We start from the raw sequence: 20623 nt of genomic DNA, 5'->3' as shown, positions 1-20623 counted from the left end.
AAAATTAAGAATTAGAAATTATGAACTGAGATCGAAGATCTCGCCTACTGCTTTTTCGATCTCGTTCGGATCGGTAGATGTGGCCTTGGGCTTGTCGCTTACCAGTCTACACGAAACATTATATGGAGAGCCAGTCACGGCGCAGACGATCTTCTCGAGAGCCGCCATGTTTTTGGTCTCAGAAATCTTGTCCTTGTGAAATTTGAACTTGACCCCCAAGATCAATTTCTCGGCGGTAACTTCTGTTGGATGAGCATCTCGAAGCAGAGCGGCCAGTGTAGAATTCTCCTTCTTGGTCTCATCTATAATCCGAATCCAGAGATCCTTGGTCATTTCTAGCACGGGCACAGGCACGGAGTCAGGGGGAACAGACAATTCTGGTTTGGTCTGCTCTTGGTCTGGTATTTTTGGTTCAGGTTTCTTTGGTTCGGGAATACTAATGATCAATTTTTCTTCTTTATTCGCACTTTCAACTTTCAACTTTATACTTTCAACTGATTTGACAACCGCCATTTCGATTGGCAAGAGAGGATACGAGACATCTTTGAGCATCATCCCTGCCTCGACAAAAATGTTAATCAGCGACAGAAGTCTTTCAATCTTCTGACCCTTCGCAATTTCTTTGAGCTGTTCGGCACTATCCTGAGTCTCATCAGAGAGGCTTGAATCAGAGACGGACAAAACCATAATCTTGCGCAGACGGTCGATCACACCACGATTGAACTCAAGCAGATCAAGCCCCTGATCATAAACAGTATGGGCGATTTTTAATCCCTCCTCCGGGTTGTTATTAAAAATCGCCCCCAGAAAATCAAAAATTTCCTTTTGACTTGATACTCCCAAGATTTCTCTTGCCGACTCCAAAATGATCTTGCCTTTGGCCGAAGAAAGCTGTTCGAGAAGGCCGAGTGCATCACGATGCCCGCCTGCAGACAGGATAGCTATAAGCTCAATCGCTTCATCAGAAACGTCCATTTTTTCAGCAGCTGCAACGCGCTTCAAATTTTTTACCAAATCTTCCTTGGTCGCACGACGAAAATCATATCTCTGAACTCGAGAAATTATAGTTGCCGGTATTTTGTGAATTTCAGTAGTAGCCAAGATAAATATGGCATGGCTTGGTGGCTCTTCCAGAGTTTTCAAAAGTGCGTTAAAGGCGCTCTTGGAGAGCATATGGACTTCATCGATTATATAAACCTTTTTGGCCAATCTGACGGGTGAAAGACGAGCTTTCTCGATCACATCGCGTATTTCGTCAACACCGGTATGCGAGGCGGCGTCGATCTCTATCACATCAATCGCTTGGCCGTTTCCGATCTCAATACAAGCACTACATTTGCCACATGGCTCGCCATCAGTCTTGCCCTCTTTGCGATCTTTGGCCACTTTCTCACAGTTAACTGCCTTGGCCAAAAGACGGGCAACTGAAGTCTTACCGATCCCTCTTGGCCCCGCCAAAAGATAGGCGTGAACCATGCGATCGCCCGCAATGCTCGCCAAAATAGTGCCAACAACATGTTCTTGGCCGACCATCTCGCCGAATTTCTTTGCCCGATATTTTTGGTAAAAAGCCATAGACCCCTTCGGGGAATTTCTAAATACTAATTTCTAATCAATGTCTAATTAATAATTTATAATTAAAAATTGATTAACAATTAAGAAATAAAAATTAAAAAATGAACTTCTAGTTTGTCAGCTGTCTTATTATAAGCCTTATGCCACTGCATCGTGAACTATTGCATAATTATTCCCTCCCACCCTTGTCTTTCAACTTCTAACTTTCAACTTTCAACTTAATTGTCCCCAAGCAGTCCACAGAGTTGTAAACACTTTTTGTTTTAAGAAATAAAATAGACGGGCTCTTTTTGAGCGCCGTCCTGATAAATTTTAAGTAAGCTACTGATTAATTTTCCACAGAGTCAGCCAGATTGGCGGTCCGAGCATCATTCGCCCTCCAGTCCAACCCAGAAAACTTTCGCCGAATTTCTGGTAAAGGGCTGTACTTTCCTCAAGCGCTCTCTGGAAGAGCAAAATGAAGAAGAAAGACCAACCACAGAGTATCAAAATATTCTGCGTGAGCAAGATCGTCCCAATCCCTACTAGTCCGTATCCGACATACATCGGATGACGGAGAAATCGATATGGCCCTTGGTCGGTCAATACATGGCCAGACAGTATTCTCGTCCCTACTGACCACATTGACTTGAGTGTAAATTGCGCCCAAAGGCGTAGACTCATGCCGGCGATAATCGTCAAACAGCCAAGCCATAGCACAGATTTATCTATAAGCACATTTTCTGGCCAGACAATCCATCCAGTAACCAGAAGGAGAGAGGCGCAAAGAGCACCACGTAAATTTATCCTGAGAGTTATAGCGCTTTGGACGCTATCTCGATGATAAAAGTAGAGAAAGCAAAGCTGGACAATCCCAGCTGCCACCATCGTAGTGATGGTCGAAAACCTTAAGATCTGTTCGAGCATAGCTGGAACCCCCTGCAATAATAAGTACAGCTTTTGCGAGCCAACGTCAATCTGAGGCAATGTAATCAAGCTTGACGCTCGCTCAAATTCCCCCTTTTTTCCCTATCTATTTGCCTTTTTCTGGCAGAAAAAGATATAATGTTTTCAAAGGATGGGCAGACATGACACGGGAAGATTTGGCGAGAGAGATCGCCAAAAAAACAAACCTCAACATCAAGAAGGCGCTGAAATTAGCGATTGCTTTTGCTGACACCGTTTCTGAGACATTGGAAAAAGGCGAGAAGGTCATCTATTCCAATTTCGGAAGTTTCTACACTGTCCATTACCCCTCCAAAACTATCCTCCACCCCAAGCTTGGCGCAGCCAAAAAGATGATTATGCTTCCTACCGACGTGGTCAAATGGATGCCAGCGGATAACATCAAAGAAGCGGTCAATAGAGGCTTGAATCTCGAAAATTGCACTTCATACGGCTCGTTCAAGAAAATGCATGGCGACAAATCTGAATCCAAGGGAGAAGAGATCGATATCCCCCCAGAAAAGATCAAGACCAACGAAGATGAAGAAGTCGATATCCCGATCAAGATAATTGGCGAGAAGGTTGAAGCGCCCGAAGTAGAGGTCAAAGTCGAGGAAGCGCCAAGAGAGAAAGCCGAAGTTATCAAGATCAAAACAATTGAGCCAGTGGAGAAAGATGACGCTGATTTTGTCGCACCCATTTCCCACAAGGACAAGAAAAACAAAATTCCTTTCGTCGACCTCAGCCACTTCACAATTCCTTCCTCCATCCTGGCTATCATCCCTGAGTCATTTGCCAAAAACCACCGCGTCGTAGCTATTGAAGACGAAGACAATGTCTTGGTCGTGGCGATGTTGGACGCTGGTGACGACGAAGTGATCCATTTGCTTGAGAAGGTTACTGGGCGCACAGTCGAGATCAAATTGGCCGACGAAACCGGTATGGCACATGTCTTGGCTCAATATGCCAGGCTGAGAGAGGGCAACCTGATCGTTGCCGTCGAGCCAACTCCTGAATTTATTAGCTCTCTTAGCAACGAAGGCAAGGTTGCCCCAGTCGTCAGGACAGTACTGAATCTGATCAAAAAATCGGTCAGAGACAATGCCACCGACATTCATTTTGATCCGTCAAAAGAGGAGATTACAATGCGATTCAGGATCGACGGCCTTCTGCAGAAGCGGACCTCCCTGCCCAAAGCGATGGGCAATCTCCTGGTTCGTGCTTTTTCTCTGATTTCCTCCCTCGACGATGACCAGACCAAGCCACAAACTGGCAAACTCAAGATAAACATCGAAAACGAGACCTACGAATATAGTCTCGCTACTTTTCCTGTCCTCGATGGCCTCAAGATTACAATGAAACTGACCAACAAATTGACCGCCCTCAAGAACCTGGGGGAATTAGAATTTTCAGACAAAAATTTCAAACTGGTCACAGAGGCATGCATCGATAGAAGCGGTATTATTATGATCACTGGACCTAGCGAGTCTGGCAAGAGCACACTTTTCTACGCCCTGATCGATCAGGTCTATTCGGAAGGAATCAACATTGTGACACTTGAGAATCCGGTCAAATTCCGCCTTCCGGGAATCAATCAAACCAGCATTTCGAATCCAGCCGACAGAGAAACTGCCATGAGCCAGGTCGAGAAACTCGATCCTGATGTTATCGGTATCACCGGGGCTGATAGCCGCGAAACGGTCCAGAAAGCCTTTGAGTTGGCAGCCAGCGGCCATTTCCTGATCATCTCGATGGCCGGCTCCTCCGTCGCAGAGACGATCAAGAGACTCTACGATTGGGGCATCAGCGAGACCAAGATTTCCGAATTGCTAAAACTCGTTATTTTTGAGAAACTCTCCCGCCGTATTTGTGATAAATGCAAAAAAGAGATGGATCGTCCATTAGAAGACAAGCTCAAAAATTATATTGAAAAAGAATTAACCCTAGGTAAAACTGCTCAGAAAATCTGGCTACCTATCGGTTGCAGCGCTTGTGCAGAATCCGGATTTAAAGGTCAGATCCCCCTACATGAAGTGGTTAAAATCAATCACAATATCGTCAAACAAACTCTCTCTGGTGAGCCAGACGATTATGACGAGGTACTCAGATACAATGAGCTCTCGACAATACGAGAAGATGGCCTCGACAAGGTACTTCGAGGCCAGACAACTCTGGAAGAACTATACAAGACTCTTAGGCGGCGCTAGCTGAACTTTTCTTGAGAGTAGATTTGATTGCTTCGATCAGATTAGCTGGGACGATCTCGCTTTTGATGAGATATTGATCGCCCTCTTTCATCATCTTTTTGATTTTGTTGATCTCTTGGACCAGCGCGGTCAGAAGGATGATTGGGGTGTTTGGATTGATGTCTCCCTCCCTGATTTTCTTCATGACATCAATGCCATTCATTTTTGGCATCATAATATCGAGAACGAGAAGAGCCGGCTTCTCGGCATTGAATTTCTCGAGCGCTTCCTCGCCGTCGTAGGCGGAAATAATGTTGAAACCCTCAGCCCGAAGCCTCTCAGCGTACATTTCGTGCAAGATTGCGTCATCATCGGCCAATAAAACTTTTGTTAACTCTGCCATATTTTCCTCTCTTTATTATTAAAATTTTATGCGATCATTGAATTTATTTTGGAATGTAAGTACTTGCGCTAATGGTTCTATTTCTATCAAGCAAGTAGGTGCCGCCGACCAGAGTAGGGCTCGACCAGCCATCTGTAATATCTTGCATCGGATGGATTGTCGAATCGGCGAGACATACACTTGTAGGCGTGTTGACTCCTGTCAACGATATATTCAAATTAGAGTTTTTGCCATAACTGACTGCCACGCTGCCTGGTCCTGACCCGGTGCTTGCAGGAATCAGGTAATCCTTTGCACCAATCGTAATCTTGGCGACACAATCACCGCTATTTTGAAAAGTTAAACTATAAGTAGTCCCATTGTTCGCCGAGTAAACTACGTTATCATAGAGATCATATAACGTGCCGGACTGGCGGTCAACGTTGACCTCGAGCGTCTTGATCACGTCCGCATAATGGCCAGAAGAGATAATCCGAGCGACCGGTCCGGGCATGACAGTCGCGGTTGTACCGTCGCAAGCAGCAAGCGGAGTCCCAATATAGTTTTGGCAACCCTGGGTGGAGAGGCCGATTCTAATATTATTAAAAAGTGGACGGAATGATAACTCGATCTCGGTGCCGCCGGTTCCAGATACTGGCGGGTCATAAGCAACCCCAAGACCCCCCAAAAGATTATTTATTGCCAAGCCCTTTTTTCCGTTTACACTGTCCCAGGGAGTATTCCGAGGAATGTAATCATCATCGCTCCCTCCAATATTTGAGATAGCATCAGGACTGGAGAAAGCAACCATTTTTTTGTATTCATAAGTTCTGTTTAGATTAGTCGGCCGTTTTGCGATAGCCTTGACTTCAATTACAGCTTTATCCTTATCAACTGTTCCTGCTGGATCTGTCGGATTTTCAAACACCACAAGCAAATTCAAAGCTCCGTTTGGGCCAGAAAGATTGAACTTCGCTGGAAGCGATATCTTCAGCACCTCGTCCTTCGGCACTCTCAGTGATGGAATGGTCGCTCCATATTTGTCGCTGGCTAAGTCACTAATATCAAGCCCATTCGCATCTAAATCTTCGCCCCAAAACGGCTGAGTAGCGCCACTGCCTATGTAGCCAAGTCTTAGATCATAAGTTTGATTGGCGTTTGCCGTGATCGCTGTATTTCTATCGATCCCAACATCTAGGCCAGTCTCGGCCGTCTTTGCAGCCAAATCTGAGCGATATACCCAATCCGAGGCGCCAAGATTCCAGTTGCTTGCCGGCACAGTGGCCGTGGGAGCAAAACGATAACGCAACATTCCCTCCTCTACGCCGGACTCGGCCGAATAATACGCACCGGCCCCATTTTCATAAATGTTGGCACCGGTAATATCAGCAAGCAATATTCTGCCAAACGAAAAAGCCAGCGAACCGATCGCCGTAACCAATAAAACTGCAATTAAAATCGCGGAGCCCTGTTTTTTCACTCGCCCTCCGTTAACTTAAATTAATTATAACTCTAAACATATTCGGTTGTAAAATTCGAGGCGTCATCGACAGAGAGAAGCTGAAGCGACGCTTGAGTTTCGGCTCCAACCGCTGTATTTTTAGTATAGAAACTAAATATTTGAGGTCTATATGAACGAGAGAGGTATGCAACAAGATGAATTTAACGCCTGGGGCATGGAAAACGCCGAAGATTGGCGAGCCGCTAGCGAAGAGTCAAAAGAGGATCTTGAAAATGGCCTAAATCAGGCAGCTGACGCTATTGTTTTTGACGGCCAGTTTGATCCTGGAAAGGAGCTCTTCAAGTTGAAGGAAGAAAAAGATGCGGTAGATTATTCTGACGAAAAAGCTAAAGTCGCTTTTTTTGATAAATTTTTAGATTATAAGGCCAAACTCAGAGCTCAAAGGGAAGGTATCAACAAAATTGTTAACACACTTTTCGATACCATAAAGAGTAATCCTGATATATCGGTTCAGGAACTATCTCAAATTGTTGATACTCAAGGTAAAGCGATTGGGCTAAATTACTATCAAAAAAGTAGTTTTGAACAAGGTATCAGAAACTATCTCGATAAACATCGATTGGTTCAGGAGCAGAGACAAAAATATACCGATCAAGAATTGTTTGAGGCATTATCTGGCCATATGCCAGAAGGAGAAATCAAGGTCAAAACTCTTCCTGCAAATTTCAACATTATTTGTAGCAACAGTAATGATTTTAATAAATTATATGGCGACGAAGAAGACGCCTCAATGTCTGGAGGGTTCTCGTATAAAGAGTCATACGGACTTAGAGGTGTGGTGACGGTGTCAAGATATGACTACAAGCCGACAGAAGATCATGAGGAACAACATAAATTTCATCAACTGTTTACTGTCTATAATACAGACAAGCTATATCAAAACGATAAAGTCATAGAAAATCTCGATGCGGACAGTCAGATTTTTCTGGTAGAAAAATCGATCTTGAATCAATATTTAATTTCGTCCGGAATCGATAACAGAATTAAGGATGAACTATTAGCTTACGTTAAAGGTATGTCTAATTCGGTTGAAATCAAAGAGACAATGCACTCAAAGTTATACGATTATATGGACATTCAAAGTGATAAAAAAGGAATCAGGGACGTTATTTATTCTTTCAGTGATACTGTTTCTAGAATAAATGATGACAATGTAGAAGGCCGCACTTTGAGCAGCCCAGACGATCAAACACTTATGCAGGATATTGAAAATTTGTATAATATTCAGCTAGACAAATGGATCAAGTGCATTGGCGTTTTGGAAGAAAAACATTACCTTAAATCCGAAATTGTGAACATGCTTTATATTGATTCTATCTGGAACTGGCCGAATGTCGTAAATCGAGCCAAAAATATGCATCAGCCCTAGACTGTTTCAGAAGAAGTGGGACGACAAAATAATCGTGGCTCTGCATATATTCGATTGCAAAAACAAAAAAACACCAGCTGTGCTGATGGTTTTTTGGTAGCGTCATGGGGAATCGAACCCCAATTACCGCCGTGAGAGGGCGGCGTACTAACCGTTATACGATGACGCCAAACAGAGAAATATTAGCACAAAAAGTCCCATCTGGCAATAATAAAATCAAACCTTAAGCCTATCAGCCAACATTTCGTAGCTCTCTTCACCCTTAAACAAGCCATATTTCTGCCAGACCTTCTCACGCTCGCGATATTTGTTGTCATAGATAGAATAATCGCCCGCATATTTCTCTGGGGTCAGGCTAAACATTAGAGCGCTGGCACCCGCCAAAAGTCCCTTGTGTCGTCCGTTCTCTGGGTCAAGCGTCTCAAGCGCTGTCGTGACCGGAATCTTCGCCTCCGGCATCAAGAACCTAGCAACTGCAATATACTTCAGCATAATTTCCAAACTTTCGACTTTCGACTTTCGACTTTCGACTTGCACCAGCGGCGTTCCTTTGGCTGGGAGCCACGGGCCAGAGCTGATCATTGGCGCATTTAACTTTTTGATCAAAAGCAAATCGTCTGCCAGACTTTCAAGACTTTGCCCTGGCAAGCCGACGATATTGCCTGTCGCCATGTAGTAGCCGAGCTCCGTCATCTGTTTGATTAATTTTAATCGGTCGTCCAATTTGTGGCCCGGGCGTAATTCTGAATAAAATTCGGGGTCCGAGGTTTCGAATCGAATCAGAGCCCCAGACGCCCCAGCTTCATAAGCTTTTTTGTAAAAATTAATACTTCTCTCGCCGACAGAAAGAAAGACAAAGACTCGCAGTTCTTTCTTGATTTCCGCTACAATTTTGATCAAATCGTCATCAGAATACTCATCGTCTTCCCCACTTTGCAGGACCAGGAGCTTGTAGCCCTCCTCGTCAACTGCCTGCCTCGCAGCTTTAACAATCTCTTCTCGTTTCATCCGATATCGCTCGACCTTATTACCTTTTCGGATGCCACAATAGAGGCAGAGATTTTTGCAATAATTTGAGAACTCAATAATGCCATGGATGCAAACGAAATCCTTGATCCTGTCTTTGCGTAGAGTATTGGCTTCGGCATACAAAGTTTCGAGGTTATTCTTGCCTTTGAGGTTCAAAAGATAAACTATCTCGTCCTTGGTCAAATCAGAATTGCCCGAGCGAACTTTGTATATAATTTTCTTGAACTGCAGGGGCAAACGGCTAACGTCGACCTGGCTATAATTGTCTTCGAGCAAGGCTATGATCTCCTTGGCATCTTCCTCCGAGATTGCCTTGACAGCCCTGTTTGATGCATAAAGTATCCAATCACCGGGGTAAACGTCAGAAACAAGCGAGAGGTCAATCTGAGCCTTTTCGCGGGATGATAATACGGTGGCGATACCCACGTCATCTATCGATTCAATTTTTCCTGGAATTGTGAGACACATGAGTCAAGTATAATAAGAAAAAAATGTTTCTACAAATAAAATGTGGCACTCCGATATATATCGAGGTGCCACCAGTAAATTTAGTTCAAACATGAGCCTTCTTGTACGCGGCTTTCGCCTTGTACATTTCTTGGTCGGCCTCATGAATGATTTTATCAATCGGTTTGGATAAATCTTCCCTAACCGCAATCCCAATCGAAACCGATACGGGATACTTGAAATAGGAAGACGCGCAAGCTGTTTGCAACCTCTTGGCTACAAGCTCAGCACCATCCAAATCAGTATTTGGCAGAACGATGATAAATTCATCGCCGCCCAATCGGCCGAAAATGTCATTGGGGCGGACATTTTCAATAATTATCTCTGCTATCACCTGCAGGAGTCTATCTCCCGCTTTGTGACCATGCAAATCGTTGGTCTCCTTGAGACCGTTGGCATCGATGACCAGAACTGCCAGCGGCAGAGAACGAACGCCGCCCATTTCCAACCTTTTGAGACTTCTCATCAGGTGTCTTCTGGTGGGTATACCGGTCAGATGATCGGTCGCCGCTTCCTCAAGAAGCGAAGCCAATCTCCTGTTCTCAACCGTCAGAATTGCCGTGGCCGCAATCCCAATTAAAGCGATGGCGGACAAGCAAATTACGCTGTCGTTTTTTCGATTCATACTACTCCTCCCGAACAATTGTCTGTAATTTTCTATAGACAACTGTCGAGAGATCAAGTATCCGCGAGCCCAAACATGTACACAATACTAACACAAAATGACATATCTGTCAACGAAAAAATCACCCTCGCTTGACGTCTTGAGAATACTATTAACTAGGTACGGCTATATGCGCCAGGATATTGGTTCTTAAAATAAAGATATTCTAGCTCGCTGGCGTATCGGAATCGGGTTTTTCATATAGACTCCTTGGGTCAGCGGTCTTTTTTAGTGGACCTCCTTGGGTGCCGCTCATCGGACTTCCATCTTCATAACCGCCAATGTCGTATTGATGGACAATAAAATTGATCGCTTCGGCATTATTATATGCTGTACCCCCTAGCCTTTCTTGCTCGACAAATAAATTAGGGATCTTTGTCTTATGGTAGGGGCACATGCTGGCATACATTCTGGACTTGCCGCCAACAGCGTGATTTTCTCTATCGTTAATTTCGGGGTCAAATCCGACCAGACCCTTGACGAATTGAAGTTCTTCTTTGGTTAGTACTAATTTATCGTCCAGCTTAATTTTCAGCCCCGATTTAGCTACCATACTAGAATCTATGCCCGAAGTGCCTTTCGATATATAGCTACCGAACTCAACGTCAGGATAGCTCTTTTCCCAATACTTAGGTGGTTCCTTTGGCTCTACATGTTCGACAAATCTTGAACTGCGCCAAAACTCAGGTACTCTAGGATCGGGATACTTGGCTAGATATTCCTCGCCCCTGATCGATTCCTCGAGACCATACGAGAGTGAGACAAGGATTTTCTGTAAATCAGTCAGCTTTTCGTACAATTCTTGATCGATTTGACGAAATTGGAAATCTCCCGATTCATTCACTTCGCTGATTAGTTTGTCAGGGTCAACACCGGTTTTTTCGGCGACATCTTTCACAAACTGCTGAATCGCAAACTTAGCTGCCTCTATCTGGACCTTGGGATCGCCGCCTTTTATCTCATCACCTGCCATTTTTCCTCCCCGAAAGAGTTTTAATTAGATCAGTCATTTGCAAACAATATATCAAGGCCATAATAAAAACACCAATTTCTTGGCGTTCTTATCTTGGTTCCGAGACTAGGATTCGAACCTAGGTAAGCAGATCCAGAATCTGCTGTCCTGCCACTAGACGATCTCGGATTATTATCGGAATAATTCTAAGTTAGACTATCATGTTTTGCCCTTTTTCTCAAGCTCCAAATAGAAAAAACGACCCCTTGGAGGCCGTTTTCCCATATAATCAATTAGCGTTTTTACTTGCCTTGAAGGTTTTCTGCAGAGTTATCAGTTGCGTTAATAATCGTCTTTAACCCAATATATAACTTGCCTCGAAAATCCCAGTTCTTTAGAAATTCCAGAATGACTGGGGCCCATTTGAACTTTCCTCTAGTCATCTCGACTCCCACCCACTCTCCGTCTGGGCTACTCGCACCAACTTCAGTCGGCGCGACCGCAGGTTTGTCTGCGCTATCTGGGACAAGTCCTGGGAAATGTTGCGACACTCTATCTGGGTGATCCTTGATATCCTTGGCAAGGTCAGCAACAGCACCAGCACCTTTCTCCTGCAAGACAACGAATATCCTATTCCAAATAGCGTTAAACTTCTGAGCATTTTCCGCGCTTGTACCGCTGGTAAGAGTTAGAAGCTTCATTTTTGTTTCATCAAGCTGAGCTTCGGCTATTTTCGCATCAGGGTTTTTGGCCACGAGTTTCTCAGACTGTCTCAAGAATGTCCGGGCCGCCTTCTCTCTTTCGGCTGGACTTTTGAGCGCGGCTTCCTTCGTCGCCTGCTCAGAGAAATCGGATGATTCTTTCGAAGTTTTGTAATCTCCCGGAAAATCACCAGAGTCAGCAGTGACCACATTTTCTGATTTCACAACTTCGCTACTGCTTCGACTCGGCCATTTGATCCCCGAACCCTGAGGTTTCGGAGCGACCTTCTGGCCTGGGACCCACTTGACGGCGCCAGCCTTGTCCGCTTCTTCTGCTGACATTACTCCACGACCAAATAATCCGGTAAATGCCTTGCGACCTATATTTGGGTCAACCAGAGGCTCTGAATTATCAGGGACGATTAATGGAGCGCCCACTTCCAATTTTGTCACAGGGGCTGGCGCTACGCTTACCGCGCCAGCAGAGTCATCCTCTAGCGCAGGCAATGCATTGTCCATCCCAGGTCTCAATTTTGAAAGTTCATTTGAGGTCAAATCTGGCTTTTCGCCCGATATTTTGGCTATAACCTGAGCCGTAGAGGGCGGAGCGGGTTCAATCTTGTCGATTGTAATATTGGGATTAGCCAGAACATCTTTGAGCGGATTTGTGCTTTCTTCGGTTTTCCCTTTGTCGATTTCCGAGTCTGCATTTGCCGCATCAGCGATAGGTTTGATATTATCGACGCTTGTCAGCTCGACTTTTGGCCCGAAAACCTCACCCGTCGCTATTGGTGTCAACGATCCATTACGAGTTATATTATCGATGGGAGTCGGGATATCATTGAGGGTAGGTATTTTCATCATATCCGGCGATTGTGACACCGTGGTCTGCCCTGCCAAAACTGTATCTATGGCTTCTGGTACGACTTTCATGGGGTCGAACATGCGGACATTGGCCTCTTTGTCTTTGTCGATAGAACCATCAAGGTTTGCGTAACCCTGCTTAATGATCTCTTTGTTCACTGCATCAATAACCTGCTCATTTTGCTCAGGAGTGAGAGTCACGCCCTTGGTGTTTTTGGCAGGATTGTTGAGATAGCCATCTAGAATTTCCTTCGCGATATCATGGGCTTTGCCAGCCTCAAGATCTTGAAAATGTTCATTTTTGAAATTTGTATTGTGTGGGTCACTAAGCAACGTCTTGGGAGCCAGGTCGCCTCTTTCAATTTTGTCCGGTGGAGGTGGGGTAATCGTTGTAGCGCCAATATCGGTATCTCCTAAAGTTTTATCTGCGTTGTTAGCACCATCAGCTAGACCAGGAGCTCTTTGAGTTAAATCCGGTCCGACGGCAGGCTTAGCCAGATCAACGCCACCACCGATAAGCGGATTGGCGGCGCCCTTCATATCACCCTGAGGCTCGAATATATCTCGTGGATTGGTTTGCGAGAGGAAATCGTCTGCTGGCGATTTTCCATCTAGCCCCGGCATGACGGCAGGCTGATTGAAATTTGGAATCGTATCATCAGGCACAAATCCAGGCCCAGCAGAATCATCAGGCGACTGCTGTATCACGGATGATGTAGGAGGCAGTATCTGCGATGTCGGCGGACGATTCTCGGTATTTTTGTTCACCACAGTAGACCCAAGACCCACAATTACACAGGCCAACACCACTCGGGCAATATTCTTGGCATTTTTCCGAAGAGCTTCCTTGAACTTAATCAGAGCCTCGGTCGGACTTTTCTGGACCTCGAGGAGAGGGTCGCTGGTAATCTCTTTCACTTTTTGATCCTGGATCTGTTCTTCTCCGACACCAACAGACTCACCATTGACACTGGAAGCGGCAGAATCAATCCAACGCTGAAACTCGTCCGACGAAAGGAAACGCTCAGATTGATTCAGCTCAGCATCAACATCTGAAGGGACTCCAGTAGTCAAAAGTGCCTCATCAAGAACTTCTTTCCGTTCTTGCTTAACATCGATTGGCATAGCTGTGGCATCTGATTTAATGTCTAGAAAACTACCAACCGGCTTAACCTCATTTTTCGGTGACCCAGTTCCAATATTTTTAAATTCCTCTGCTAACCTTTTCGAATCCTCTAAGGCTGAAGTCTCTTTTTTCCCACCAAATAAATTGCCCCAAAATGATTTTTCAGATCCGCCTTTGCTCTCTCCCATAATATCCCTCCTATTTGCCGAATTTGGCGATTAGATCACTTCTTAGTTTGAGCGCTTCCTCTTGGAAGATCTGCTCGATGCTAGCGTAATTGTCCTCGATATATTGGTCAAACAATTTTGGATCGTTTTGCTTCGCAATCTCATCAATCTTGGCTTTTTGTTCTTCTGTCGCCTCAGTCATGAAACGTGCAATCGCTCTGTCCTCAACCGCCCTGTACATCTTGGCAGCCAAAACTTTCTTGTCAGAGTCAGACACTCCGGCAATATTTAACGCAGAAAATAGATCATCTTTGATATCGTCTAGACTTTTCTTCACATCTTGATCGGCCATAACCCCTCCCCATTAATTCTTACGCTAATTGTAACTCTATTTTTGATCTTTTGAAAGCTTCACGTTTGAGCTCTTCGAAGAATCTTCTGTCCAATTTCTCAAATATCCCCGAGGCTTTTGCCTCAATTCTTTTGTCAAAATAATTTGCGCTGATCCGCTCGAGCAATCTGATCAGGGCTTCCTCGTCATTGAAATGAAGCCCGCGAGATGGATGAAAATTGCCGACAAAATCGATTTGTCTCTCCAATATCAGCTTCTCTTCGTCGCCCAGTACGCCCACCACAGAGACTCCGCCAGAATCAATGTTTACAAGAATTCGTTCCATCCGTTATCCCACTAATTTTAAATATACTTCCTCAATTTCTCTGACAACTTTTTTGATATCGAAATCTGCTGCCCTCTTCTCGCCTTCGCGACGAAGCTTGGCCGCAACTGCTGGATGTTCTAGCACGCCTAGCATTGCCTTGGCCAGAATTTCCGCATCCTTGGCTGGCACCAAAATCCCGTTTTTCTGATTGTCTATAATGTCTGGCAAGCCGCCAACTTTGGAGGCAACGACCGGAATGCCGAGCGCCATCGCTTCGAGGGCGGCGATGCCAAAGGTTTCTGATATCGATGGCAAGGCGAAAAGACTCCAATCGCGCATATACTCAATCGGATTTTCCTTTGCTCCCAAGAATTTGACTCTTCCCTCAATCTTTAAGCTTCTAGTTTGCGACTTTAGGGCTTCAAATAATGGGCCATCGCCAATGATTTCTAGCGTTGCATGCTCAAATTTTTTGAGAACTTCCTTAAAAGCCGAGATCAAAAACTTTTGCCCCTTCTGGGCGTTCAAAGTGCCTAGTGTACCGATAATCGGTGCGTTTGCCGAAAGCTCAATCTTGCGTTTTTGCGCTGACCAAGCCTCTACATCGAGACCGTTTGGCACGACCTTAACCTGATTCGCGTCCGCAAACTTGTTACTAACCAAGAACTTCTTAACTGATGTCGAAACTGCCAAAACCAAATCTTGCTCAAGGCAAACCTTGCGTAACATCATCTTCTGAATCCAACCATTGATCGTGCTCGGAAGTCGATAATTCTGATCGTAAATATGCTCGGTATAAACTTTCCTTGCCATTCTCGGAGCAACTAGACTAGCAAAAAATCCGGCACGGGGGCCATGAGTGTGGATTAGGAACGGAGTGAAAGGATTGCCAGCAGACTGAATCTGTCGAAGACGTGTCCGGAGCGCAAATATTGACTCCAAATCAAACTTTGAGCTCATCGGGATGTTGTAGACATCGACAGAGTTTATCTGCTTGGCCAATTTGGAAAGGTACCCCGAGGGGCAGACTAAATGGAGTTCAAATTTGTCGCGGTCTAGATTTCTGATCAAACCCAAAATATGGCTTGACCCTCCGCCAACCTTAGAATCAGCTGTCACAATTACAACCTTTGCGCGACCTTTTTGCATTACCATAATTGTATCACTTATTCCAAATTTGGAACAAGTTCCCTTTTGTACTATAATCAGACTATGAACAAAATGATGGATTATTTGTTGAGTCTAAACAATCTTCGCAAGATTTTCGGTTTTCAATTGATCGGCCAAGCGCTCGGTTTCAGCTTGAAACAGGAGATTATTGACCAGTTCTCTGGCAAGCGCCTGCTCATACTGGCGCCCCATCCCGACGACGATGTCCTAGGCTGTGGCGGGGTGATCGCGCTAAATCAGAAAAACGGCGGGAAGACCGTAATCGTCTATATGAGAGAGCGCAAAAATGATGTCAGGCGTAAGGAAGCGGAGAAAGCTGCCGCTCTGCTTGGAGCCGAAACACGCTTCTGGGGCATGGGCAACGATGAAATAGATGGAAGAGTCCCAGACCTTCTCGACGAGCTAGTATCGCGCTTTGACCCCGATATTATCTGCTCTCCGGGGCTGACTGATCCGCATCCCGAGCACTACGATGTCTCTGCCATGCTTGGTAAAGTCCTCTCGAGAAACAATTTTAAGGGTGAAATTTGGCAATATTGTGTCTGGCAACCGATATACGCCAATCGCCTCATCAATATCGACTCGGTGATAGAAATAAAAAAAGAGGCCGTTCTGGCCCATACTTCCCAGCTCAAAGACCGCCCGTACCTAGAAGCAATATTGGGATTGAATACATATCGCGCCAAAATGTTTGGCGCAGGAGAATATTGCGAGGCCTTCCTAGCCACTAACAAAAAGATCTATTTGAAACTATTTGAACTAACGAAGTTGAAAATAAACTAACTCAATTTCCTGATTGCCGTTTGGATTCTCTTGATGCTCTCGTCTTTTCCGAGGGCCAAAGCTAGCTCGACTGGAGATGGGGACTTTTCTTCGCCAGAAAGTGCGACACGGATCGGCCAGAAGACGTCTCCGTTACCTAGTCCGTTTTCAATCACTGTGTATTGGAGAGCTTGCTGGAATTTATCTGAACTCCACTCTTCCAAGCTTACGAGCTTATCGCTTACTTGCTTAAGCGCCAACAAAGTATTTTTCTTGTCGGATCGTTTGAAAATTAACATTTCAGGAGGGAACTTCTTCTCTTCAAACAACGAAAGGACGTATTCGGCTGCACTCTTTGTTGTCGCGAATCCGCCTCGCTGAGCAATTTCAATCATTTCGGGAGTCGGTTTTTCCAAGCCGAAGCGTTCTAATTCTTGCTTGATCCGATCAAAAGGAAGCTTAACTAAATATTGTGAATTTATGCTATTCAATTTCACAATGTCGAAGACGGCCGGCGCCTTGTTCAAATTTTCAATTTTGAATTCTTTCTCGAGCTCTTCGAGCGAGAATATTTCCTGATCGGTTTTGGGATTCCAGCCAAGTAACGCGACAAAATTGATAATTGCCTCTCTGAGATACCCTTCGTTCATAAACTGCTCGACCGAGACAGCGCCATGTCTCTTCGACAATTTGCTCTTGTCTGGCGCCAAAATCATCGAGAAATGACCAAAATCCGGCAGATCCCAGCCAAATGCTTCATAAATCAAAATATGTTTTGGCGTAGAGGAGAGCCACTCTTCGGCTCGGAGAACCGAATTAATCCCCATCTCGTGATCGTCGACCACAGAGGCCAAGTGGTAAGTCGGGAAACCATCTGATTTGAGCAATATCTGATCGTCGAATAGTGATAAATCAAATTCAACATCTCCTCGAACCAAGTCATGAACCACAACCTTACCAGTCTTGGGCATTCTCATCCGAATGACATATTCACCCTCTTTGACATCTTCCAACTTGATCTTGGCCTCACGACAATGTCCAAGATAACCTGGCAATTTGCCAGATTTTTCCTGTGTTGCACGATCAGCATCGATCTTTTCCTTCGAACAGGTGCAAATGTAAGCTTTGCCTTTTTCAACTAATTCCAGCGCGTATTTGCGATAAATTTCGAGCCTTTTGGATTGGAAAACGATTTTGTCTCTGTTGTCTGGGATCAATTTGAGCCAATCTAGCGCTTCGATCAATCTCTTGTCTGAATCTTCGACATAACGAGTACGATCAGTGTCCTCAATACGCAAATAAAATTTGCCTCCGGTGCTTTTGGCCGCCAAATATGCGAAAAGAGCAGTTCTAGCACTGCCGATATGGAGTTCCCCTGTAGGGCTGGGGGCGAAACGAGTAATAATTGGTTTGTTATTCATAATCCAAATCTAACATAATATCTCGCAATAGTGAATATTGCTTCTATCCCTCGACTGCGTTTTCTAAGTGTTCTATTTTGGGCTCGCCCGACGAATAATCAACGCCAATGACATCAATTCTGAGCATTCTGCCCGGATATTTCTGCGCAATCGCCCTCGCTAACAATCTCAATTTGTTCTGCTTGGCGAAGCGAACTAGATCTTGGGCTAACCCAAATCCCGCGCCACGAACTGTTTTCACCTCAACAATAACAATCACTTTCTTATATTCAGCCAAGATATCTATTTCACCGCAAAACAATCTTAAATTCCGGTCGATAATCTTGTAGCCTTTTCGCCTTAGAAATTCTGTCGCCGCGTCCTCTCCCGCGTTCCCAGTACTTTTGTTTTTGGTCTTATCAAACATAGTCCAATTATACCGCAAATATTATGATGCAAATAAAATAGACGGCAGCATATAGCAACCGTCTGATAATTAACCGAGAGGGATTAAGCCTCTCTTTCGCAAAGTCTGCGACAAATACAGGGCATCATATTGAAAGCCCAACCAGTAACGCGACTGTCCGTCGTGGGTAGTCAGCTCTTCCCAGGCTTCATCGTCTGCCACAAAGTAGAAACGCTCATCCTCTGCGCTGAAGAACCAGTGTCTTCCGCAGCTGCAAGAAAAGCAATTGGCGGGATGCTCATAGCCATCCATTAAATCCCTCCAGAGTCTCGGCGGCGAAGTGCTACCAAAGGCACCAACCTCACGGCACTGACAGTCTCCCGGGCAAACCCCGACCTTCCCAGTATAAAGCGGAATCACATTCTGTGTTTCCCCAGTCTGGAGATGATGCACAATCCGCTTCGCAATGAACACTTTGATCCAGCCGTTGATATTTATCGCTCCGGTAAACAACGGCTCACCGAGCTTTTCATCGAAGGGGCCGGATTTATCTCTGACGCACTTAACCACCCATTGTCCGTCTCGAGAATCCGCAGCCCAATGATCTTCAAAGTTTCTGCCTTCGATGTTATCCCGACAAAGAATCGTACCCTCAGCTCTTGTCGTGCTGATATCGTAGATCAGCAATCGTCGCACTGTCACTCTGATTCCAAGTTCCTCTTCTGTCAATTCCCATCGATAAACTGGAATTTTCTCATCTGCCATTTTCTCACCCTCCCGCATATAGCGTTTGGAATATCTTTACCATAATTTGATATCTTTGTCCATCAAAAAATGCCTGCTGAATGTTGTGCAAGCATTTTTTATCTAACCTTATTTTATGTCAAACCAGCATTTCAGAGGGCAATTCTGCTGCCGCTTGACGCGTAATCACGAGCGTAACCGGTGTGCCTCTCCTCTGCAACTGGCTAACCCACAGAGAGACCGGGGATCGATACCCGAGATAACGGTTCACAAGGCGCCATAGAGGCTGGAAATATTTCTCATTCTGCTCTGGTTTCTGAGGTGAAATATTTTTTTCGATATATGCGCTGTATATGTCTTCAAGAATGTTGTTGATCAATCCAATTTTCGAATTTTCGGTCTCAGACGATGCCATTATTTTGTCAAAATAACCGTGCTCGAGTATGCCATCCTCTTCATATTGGCCGACAATCTTCGCTAGATCATCCCAAATCCCGATGCCTTCGCCTCTTTCTGCCTCAACTTTGAGCACTTCTATGCCATCAGAATCCTTGATCACACCTGACAGAGAGCCCTGGATTGCAGACCGGGCCGCCAATGCTTTGCTCCCGCTATCAAATGCAAACACAGCGCCTCCTGGAGTCTCCAGCATGGCTCTCCAACCCATCCCCATGACTGTCCCGCCAACAATATCTTCGCCAAGTTTGGCTGTGCGACCAGTCGCTTGCCATCCCTCTTTGCCCCGTTCGACAAATACGTTGCTTTCCTTTGCAAACTCTTCAGGATTCTTGAGCCATCGAAACAGACCTCTCTCGTCGCTATAATCGTTCACAGGCTGAAGGAAGAAATCCATTTGCTTGATCTGATTTTCCAAACCCATCTTGTTTATTTGAAATTCGCCTACATGCATATCTTCGCCTACTCCAGTTGTGGTAAAGCCTTCAACCTGACCAGTCTTAGTAAGCGCCGACCACGTTTCATTCATATAGTCTACGGCTTGTTCGGGTGACATGTCATAATCAGGCGCGACGATATTCCCCTCGATTTGCCCATCAGATACAGAAACATTCTTCGGCTCCAAACCAAAAAGTTTATGAAAAGAATTAATTCTTTTTCCACGAAAATCATAGCCATTGCCTGATGGGAAATGGTTACGATCTTGATCCCAAGCGTCTTCTTTGACAATCGGGATAATATCTTTGGGGTCGACGCCAGTCTGCTCGAGAGACACCGGCAAATTTTCTGGCCAATTAAAAGTCGAGCCCGTAGCCATGCTCCAGAGGACCTTCTTGCCCTTCTCTACAATTTTGGCCATCCCCTTAGCGCTCTCTTCGGCTACGATCTGGCCCATTTCTTTTTTTTGCTCATCTTTTGAGCTTTCGGAAGATCCAACCATAATTATTCTGATCGGATTATTTGCTCCTTCGCCTTCTGGATAGAAAAATAGATCTCGGGTATTTTGAACCTTTTCCATCTCTTTGCCTCTATTAATTTCGGTGGTCATAAATGCCTCT

18 protein-coding genes and 2 tRNA genes are annotated in these 20623 nt (G+C 45.0%); 3 read left to right on the top strand and 17 right to left on the bottom strand.

The window, feature by feature from the left end; genetic code table 11:
- Window positions 1-18 precede the first annotated feature (18 nt).
- Both dnaX and WC227_00975 read right to left on the bottom strand, forming a co-directional pair.
- A complete protein-coding gene (dnaX, locus tag WC227_00980; GenBank protein MFA6963275.1) occupies window positions 19-1575 on the bottom strand; it encodes a DNA polymerase III subunit gamma/tau in 1557 nt (518 codons plus the stop codon).
- A 321-nt stretch (window positions 1576-1896) separates the two neighbouring features.
- Window positions 1897-2481 (bottom strand): isoprenylcysteine carboxylmethyltransferase family protein, encoded by a 585-nt coding sequence (locus WC227_00975; GenBank protein ID MFA6963274.1) that lies wholly within the window; start codon window positions 2479-2481, stop codon window positions 1897-1899.
- Window positions 2482-2642: 161 nt separating this feature from the next.
- On the opposite strand from WC227_00975, the gene WC227_00970 reads away from it, so the two are divergent.
- Window positions 2643-4706: an ATPase, T2SS/T4P/T4SS family gene (locus WC227_00970; protein ID MFA6963273.1), complete on the top strand. Its 2064-nt coding sequence runs from the start codon at window positions 2643-2645 to the stop codon at window positions 4704-4706.
- Here WC227_00970 and WC227_00965 read toward each other — a convergent pair.
- Window positions 4693-5088 carry a response regulator gene (locus tag WC227_00965; GenBank protein ID MFA6963272.1) on the bottom strand — a complete coding sequence of 132 codons (396 nt, stop codon included), beginning with the start codon at window positions 5086-5088 and terminating at the stop codon, window positions 4693-4695. The genes WC227_00970 and WC227_00965 overlap by 14 nt on opposite strands.
- Before the next feature lie 43 nt (window positions 5089-5131).
- The gene (locus WC227_00960; protein MFA6963271.1) at window positions 5132-6547 is read right to left on the bottom strand and encodes a hypothetical protein; all 1416 of its coding nucleotides are present in this window, start codon (window positions 6545-6547) and stop codon (window positions 5132-5134) included.
- 196 nt (window positions 6548-6743) lie between these two features.
- Between WC227_00960 and WC227_00955 the strand changes: the two genes are divergently transcribed.
- Entirely contained in the window at window positions 6744-7958 is a 1215-nt protein-coding gene (locus WC227_00955; protein ID MFA6963270.1) for a hypothetical protein, read from the top strand.
- Between the two features lie 94 nt (window positions 7959-8052).
- Here WC227_00955 and WC227_00950 read toward each other — a convergent pair.
- From WC227_00950 to WC227_00910, 9 genes are all read right to left on the bottom strand, one after another.
- Window positions 8053-8127 (bottom strand) — tRNA-Glu (locus tag WC227_00950).
- A 47-nt stretch (window positions 8128-8174) separates the two neighbouring features.
- Window positions 8175-9455 (bottom strand): [FeFe] hydrogenase H-cluster radical SAM maturase HydE, encoded by a 1281-nt coding sequence (gene hydE, locus WC227_00945; protein ID MFA6963269.1) that lies wholly within the window; start codon window positions 9453-9455, stop codon window positions 8175-8177.
- A gap of 85 nt (window positions 9456-9540) precedes the next feature.
- Window positions 9541-10119, bottom strand: a complete 579-nt coding sequence (locus WC227_00940) for a GGDEF domain-containing protein (GenBank protein ID MFA6963268.1) — start codon at window positions 10117-10119, stop codon at window positions 9541-9543.
- A gap of 205 nt (window positions 10120-10324) precedes the next feature.
- Complete coding sequence (locus WC227_00935; GenBank protein ID MFA6963267.1) at window positions 10325-11131, bottom strand: hypothetical protein; 807 nt, start codon at window positions 11129-11131, stop codon at window positions 10325-10327.
- Window positions 11132-11225: 94 nt separating this feature from the next.
- A tRNA-Gln gene (locus WC227_00930) sits at window positions 11226-11299 on the bottom strand.
- A 113-nt stretch (window positions 11300-11412) separates the two neighbouring features.
- Entirely contained in the window at window positions 11413-13989 is a 2577-nt protein-coding gene (locus tag WC227_00925) for a hypothetical protein (protein MFA6963266.1), read from the bottom strand.
- 10 nt (window positions 13990-13999) lie between these two features.
- A complete protein-coding gene (locus WC227_00920) occupies window positions 14000-14320 on the bottom strand; it encodes a hypothetical protein (GenBank protein ID MFA6963265.1) in 321 nt (106 codons plus the stop codon).
- A gap of 19 nt (window positions 14321-14339) precedes the next feature.
- Window positions 14340-14645 carry a hypothetical protein gene (locus tag WC227_00915; GenBank protein MFA6963264.1) on the bottom strand — a complete coding sequence of 102 codons (306 nt, stop codon included), beginning with the start codon at window positions 14643-14645 and terminating at the stop codon, window positions 14340-14342.
- A 3-nt stretch (window positions 14646-14648) separates the two neighbouring features.
- Window positions 14649-15782, bottom strand: coding sequence for a glycosyltransferase family 4 protein (locus WC227_00910; protein ID MFA6963263.1), 1134 nt, complete (start codon window positions 15780-15782; stop codon window positions 14649-14651).
- A 57-nt stretch (window positions 15783-15839) separates the two neighbouring features.
- Here WC227_00910 and WC227_00905 point away from each other — a divergent pair, with 57 nt between their 5' ends.
- Window positions 15840-16580 (top strand): PIG-L family deacetylase, encoded by a 741-nt coding sequence (locus tag WC227_00905; GenBank protein MFA6963262.1) that lies wholly within the window; start codon window positions 15840-15842, stop codon window positions 16578-16580.
- Here WC227_00905 and gltX read toward each other — a convergent pair.
- The 4 genes from gltX to WC227_00885 form a co-directional block, all read right to left on the bottom strand.
- Window positions 16577-17980, bottom strand: a complete 1404-nt coding sequence (gltX, locus tag WC227_00900; protein MFA6963261.1) for a glutamate--tRNA ligase — start codon at window positions 17978-17980, stop codon at window positions 16577-16579. The genes WC227_00905 and gltX overlap by 4 nt on opposite strands.
- Before the next feature lie 43 nt (window positions 17981-18023).
- The gene (locus WC227_00895; protein ID MFA6963260.1) at window positions 18024-18386 is read right to left on the bottom strand and encodes a YraN family protein; all 363 of its coding nucleotides are present in this window, start codon (window positions 18384-18386) and stop codon (window positions 18024-18026) included.
- Between the two features lie 69 nt (window positions 18387-18455).
- Window positions 18456-19130: a hypothetical protein gene (locus tag WC227_00890; protein MFA6963259.1), complete on the bottom strand. Its 675-nt coding sequence runs from the start codon at window positions 19128-19130 to the stop codon at window positions 18456-18458.
- 118 nt (window positions 19131-19248) lie between these two features.
- Window positions 19249-20613 carry a hypothetical protein gene (locus tag WC227_00885; protein MFA6963258.1) on the bottom strand — a complete coding sequence of 455 codons (1365 nt, stop codon included), beginning with the start codon at window positions 20611-20613 and terminating at the stop codon, window positions 19249-19251.
- Window positions 20614-20623 lie beyond the last annotated feature (10 nt).

Source organism: Patescibacteria group bacterium (assembly GCA_041671645.1).
Lineage (GTDB): Bacteria > Patescibacteriota > UBA1384 > XYA2-FULL-43-10 > 1-14-0-10-43-13 > JBAZBD01.
Note: the sequence above shows the minus strand (reverse complement) of the source record. Positions and strands in the feature narration are given on the sequence as shown.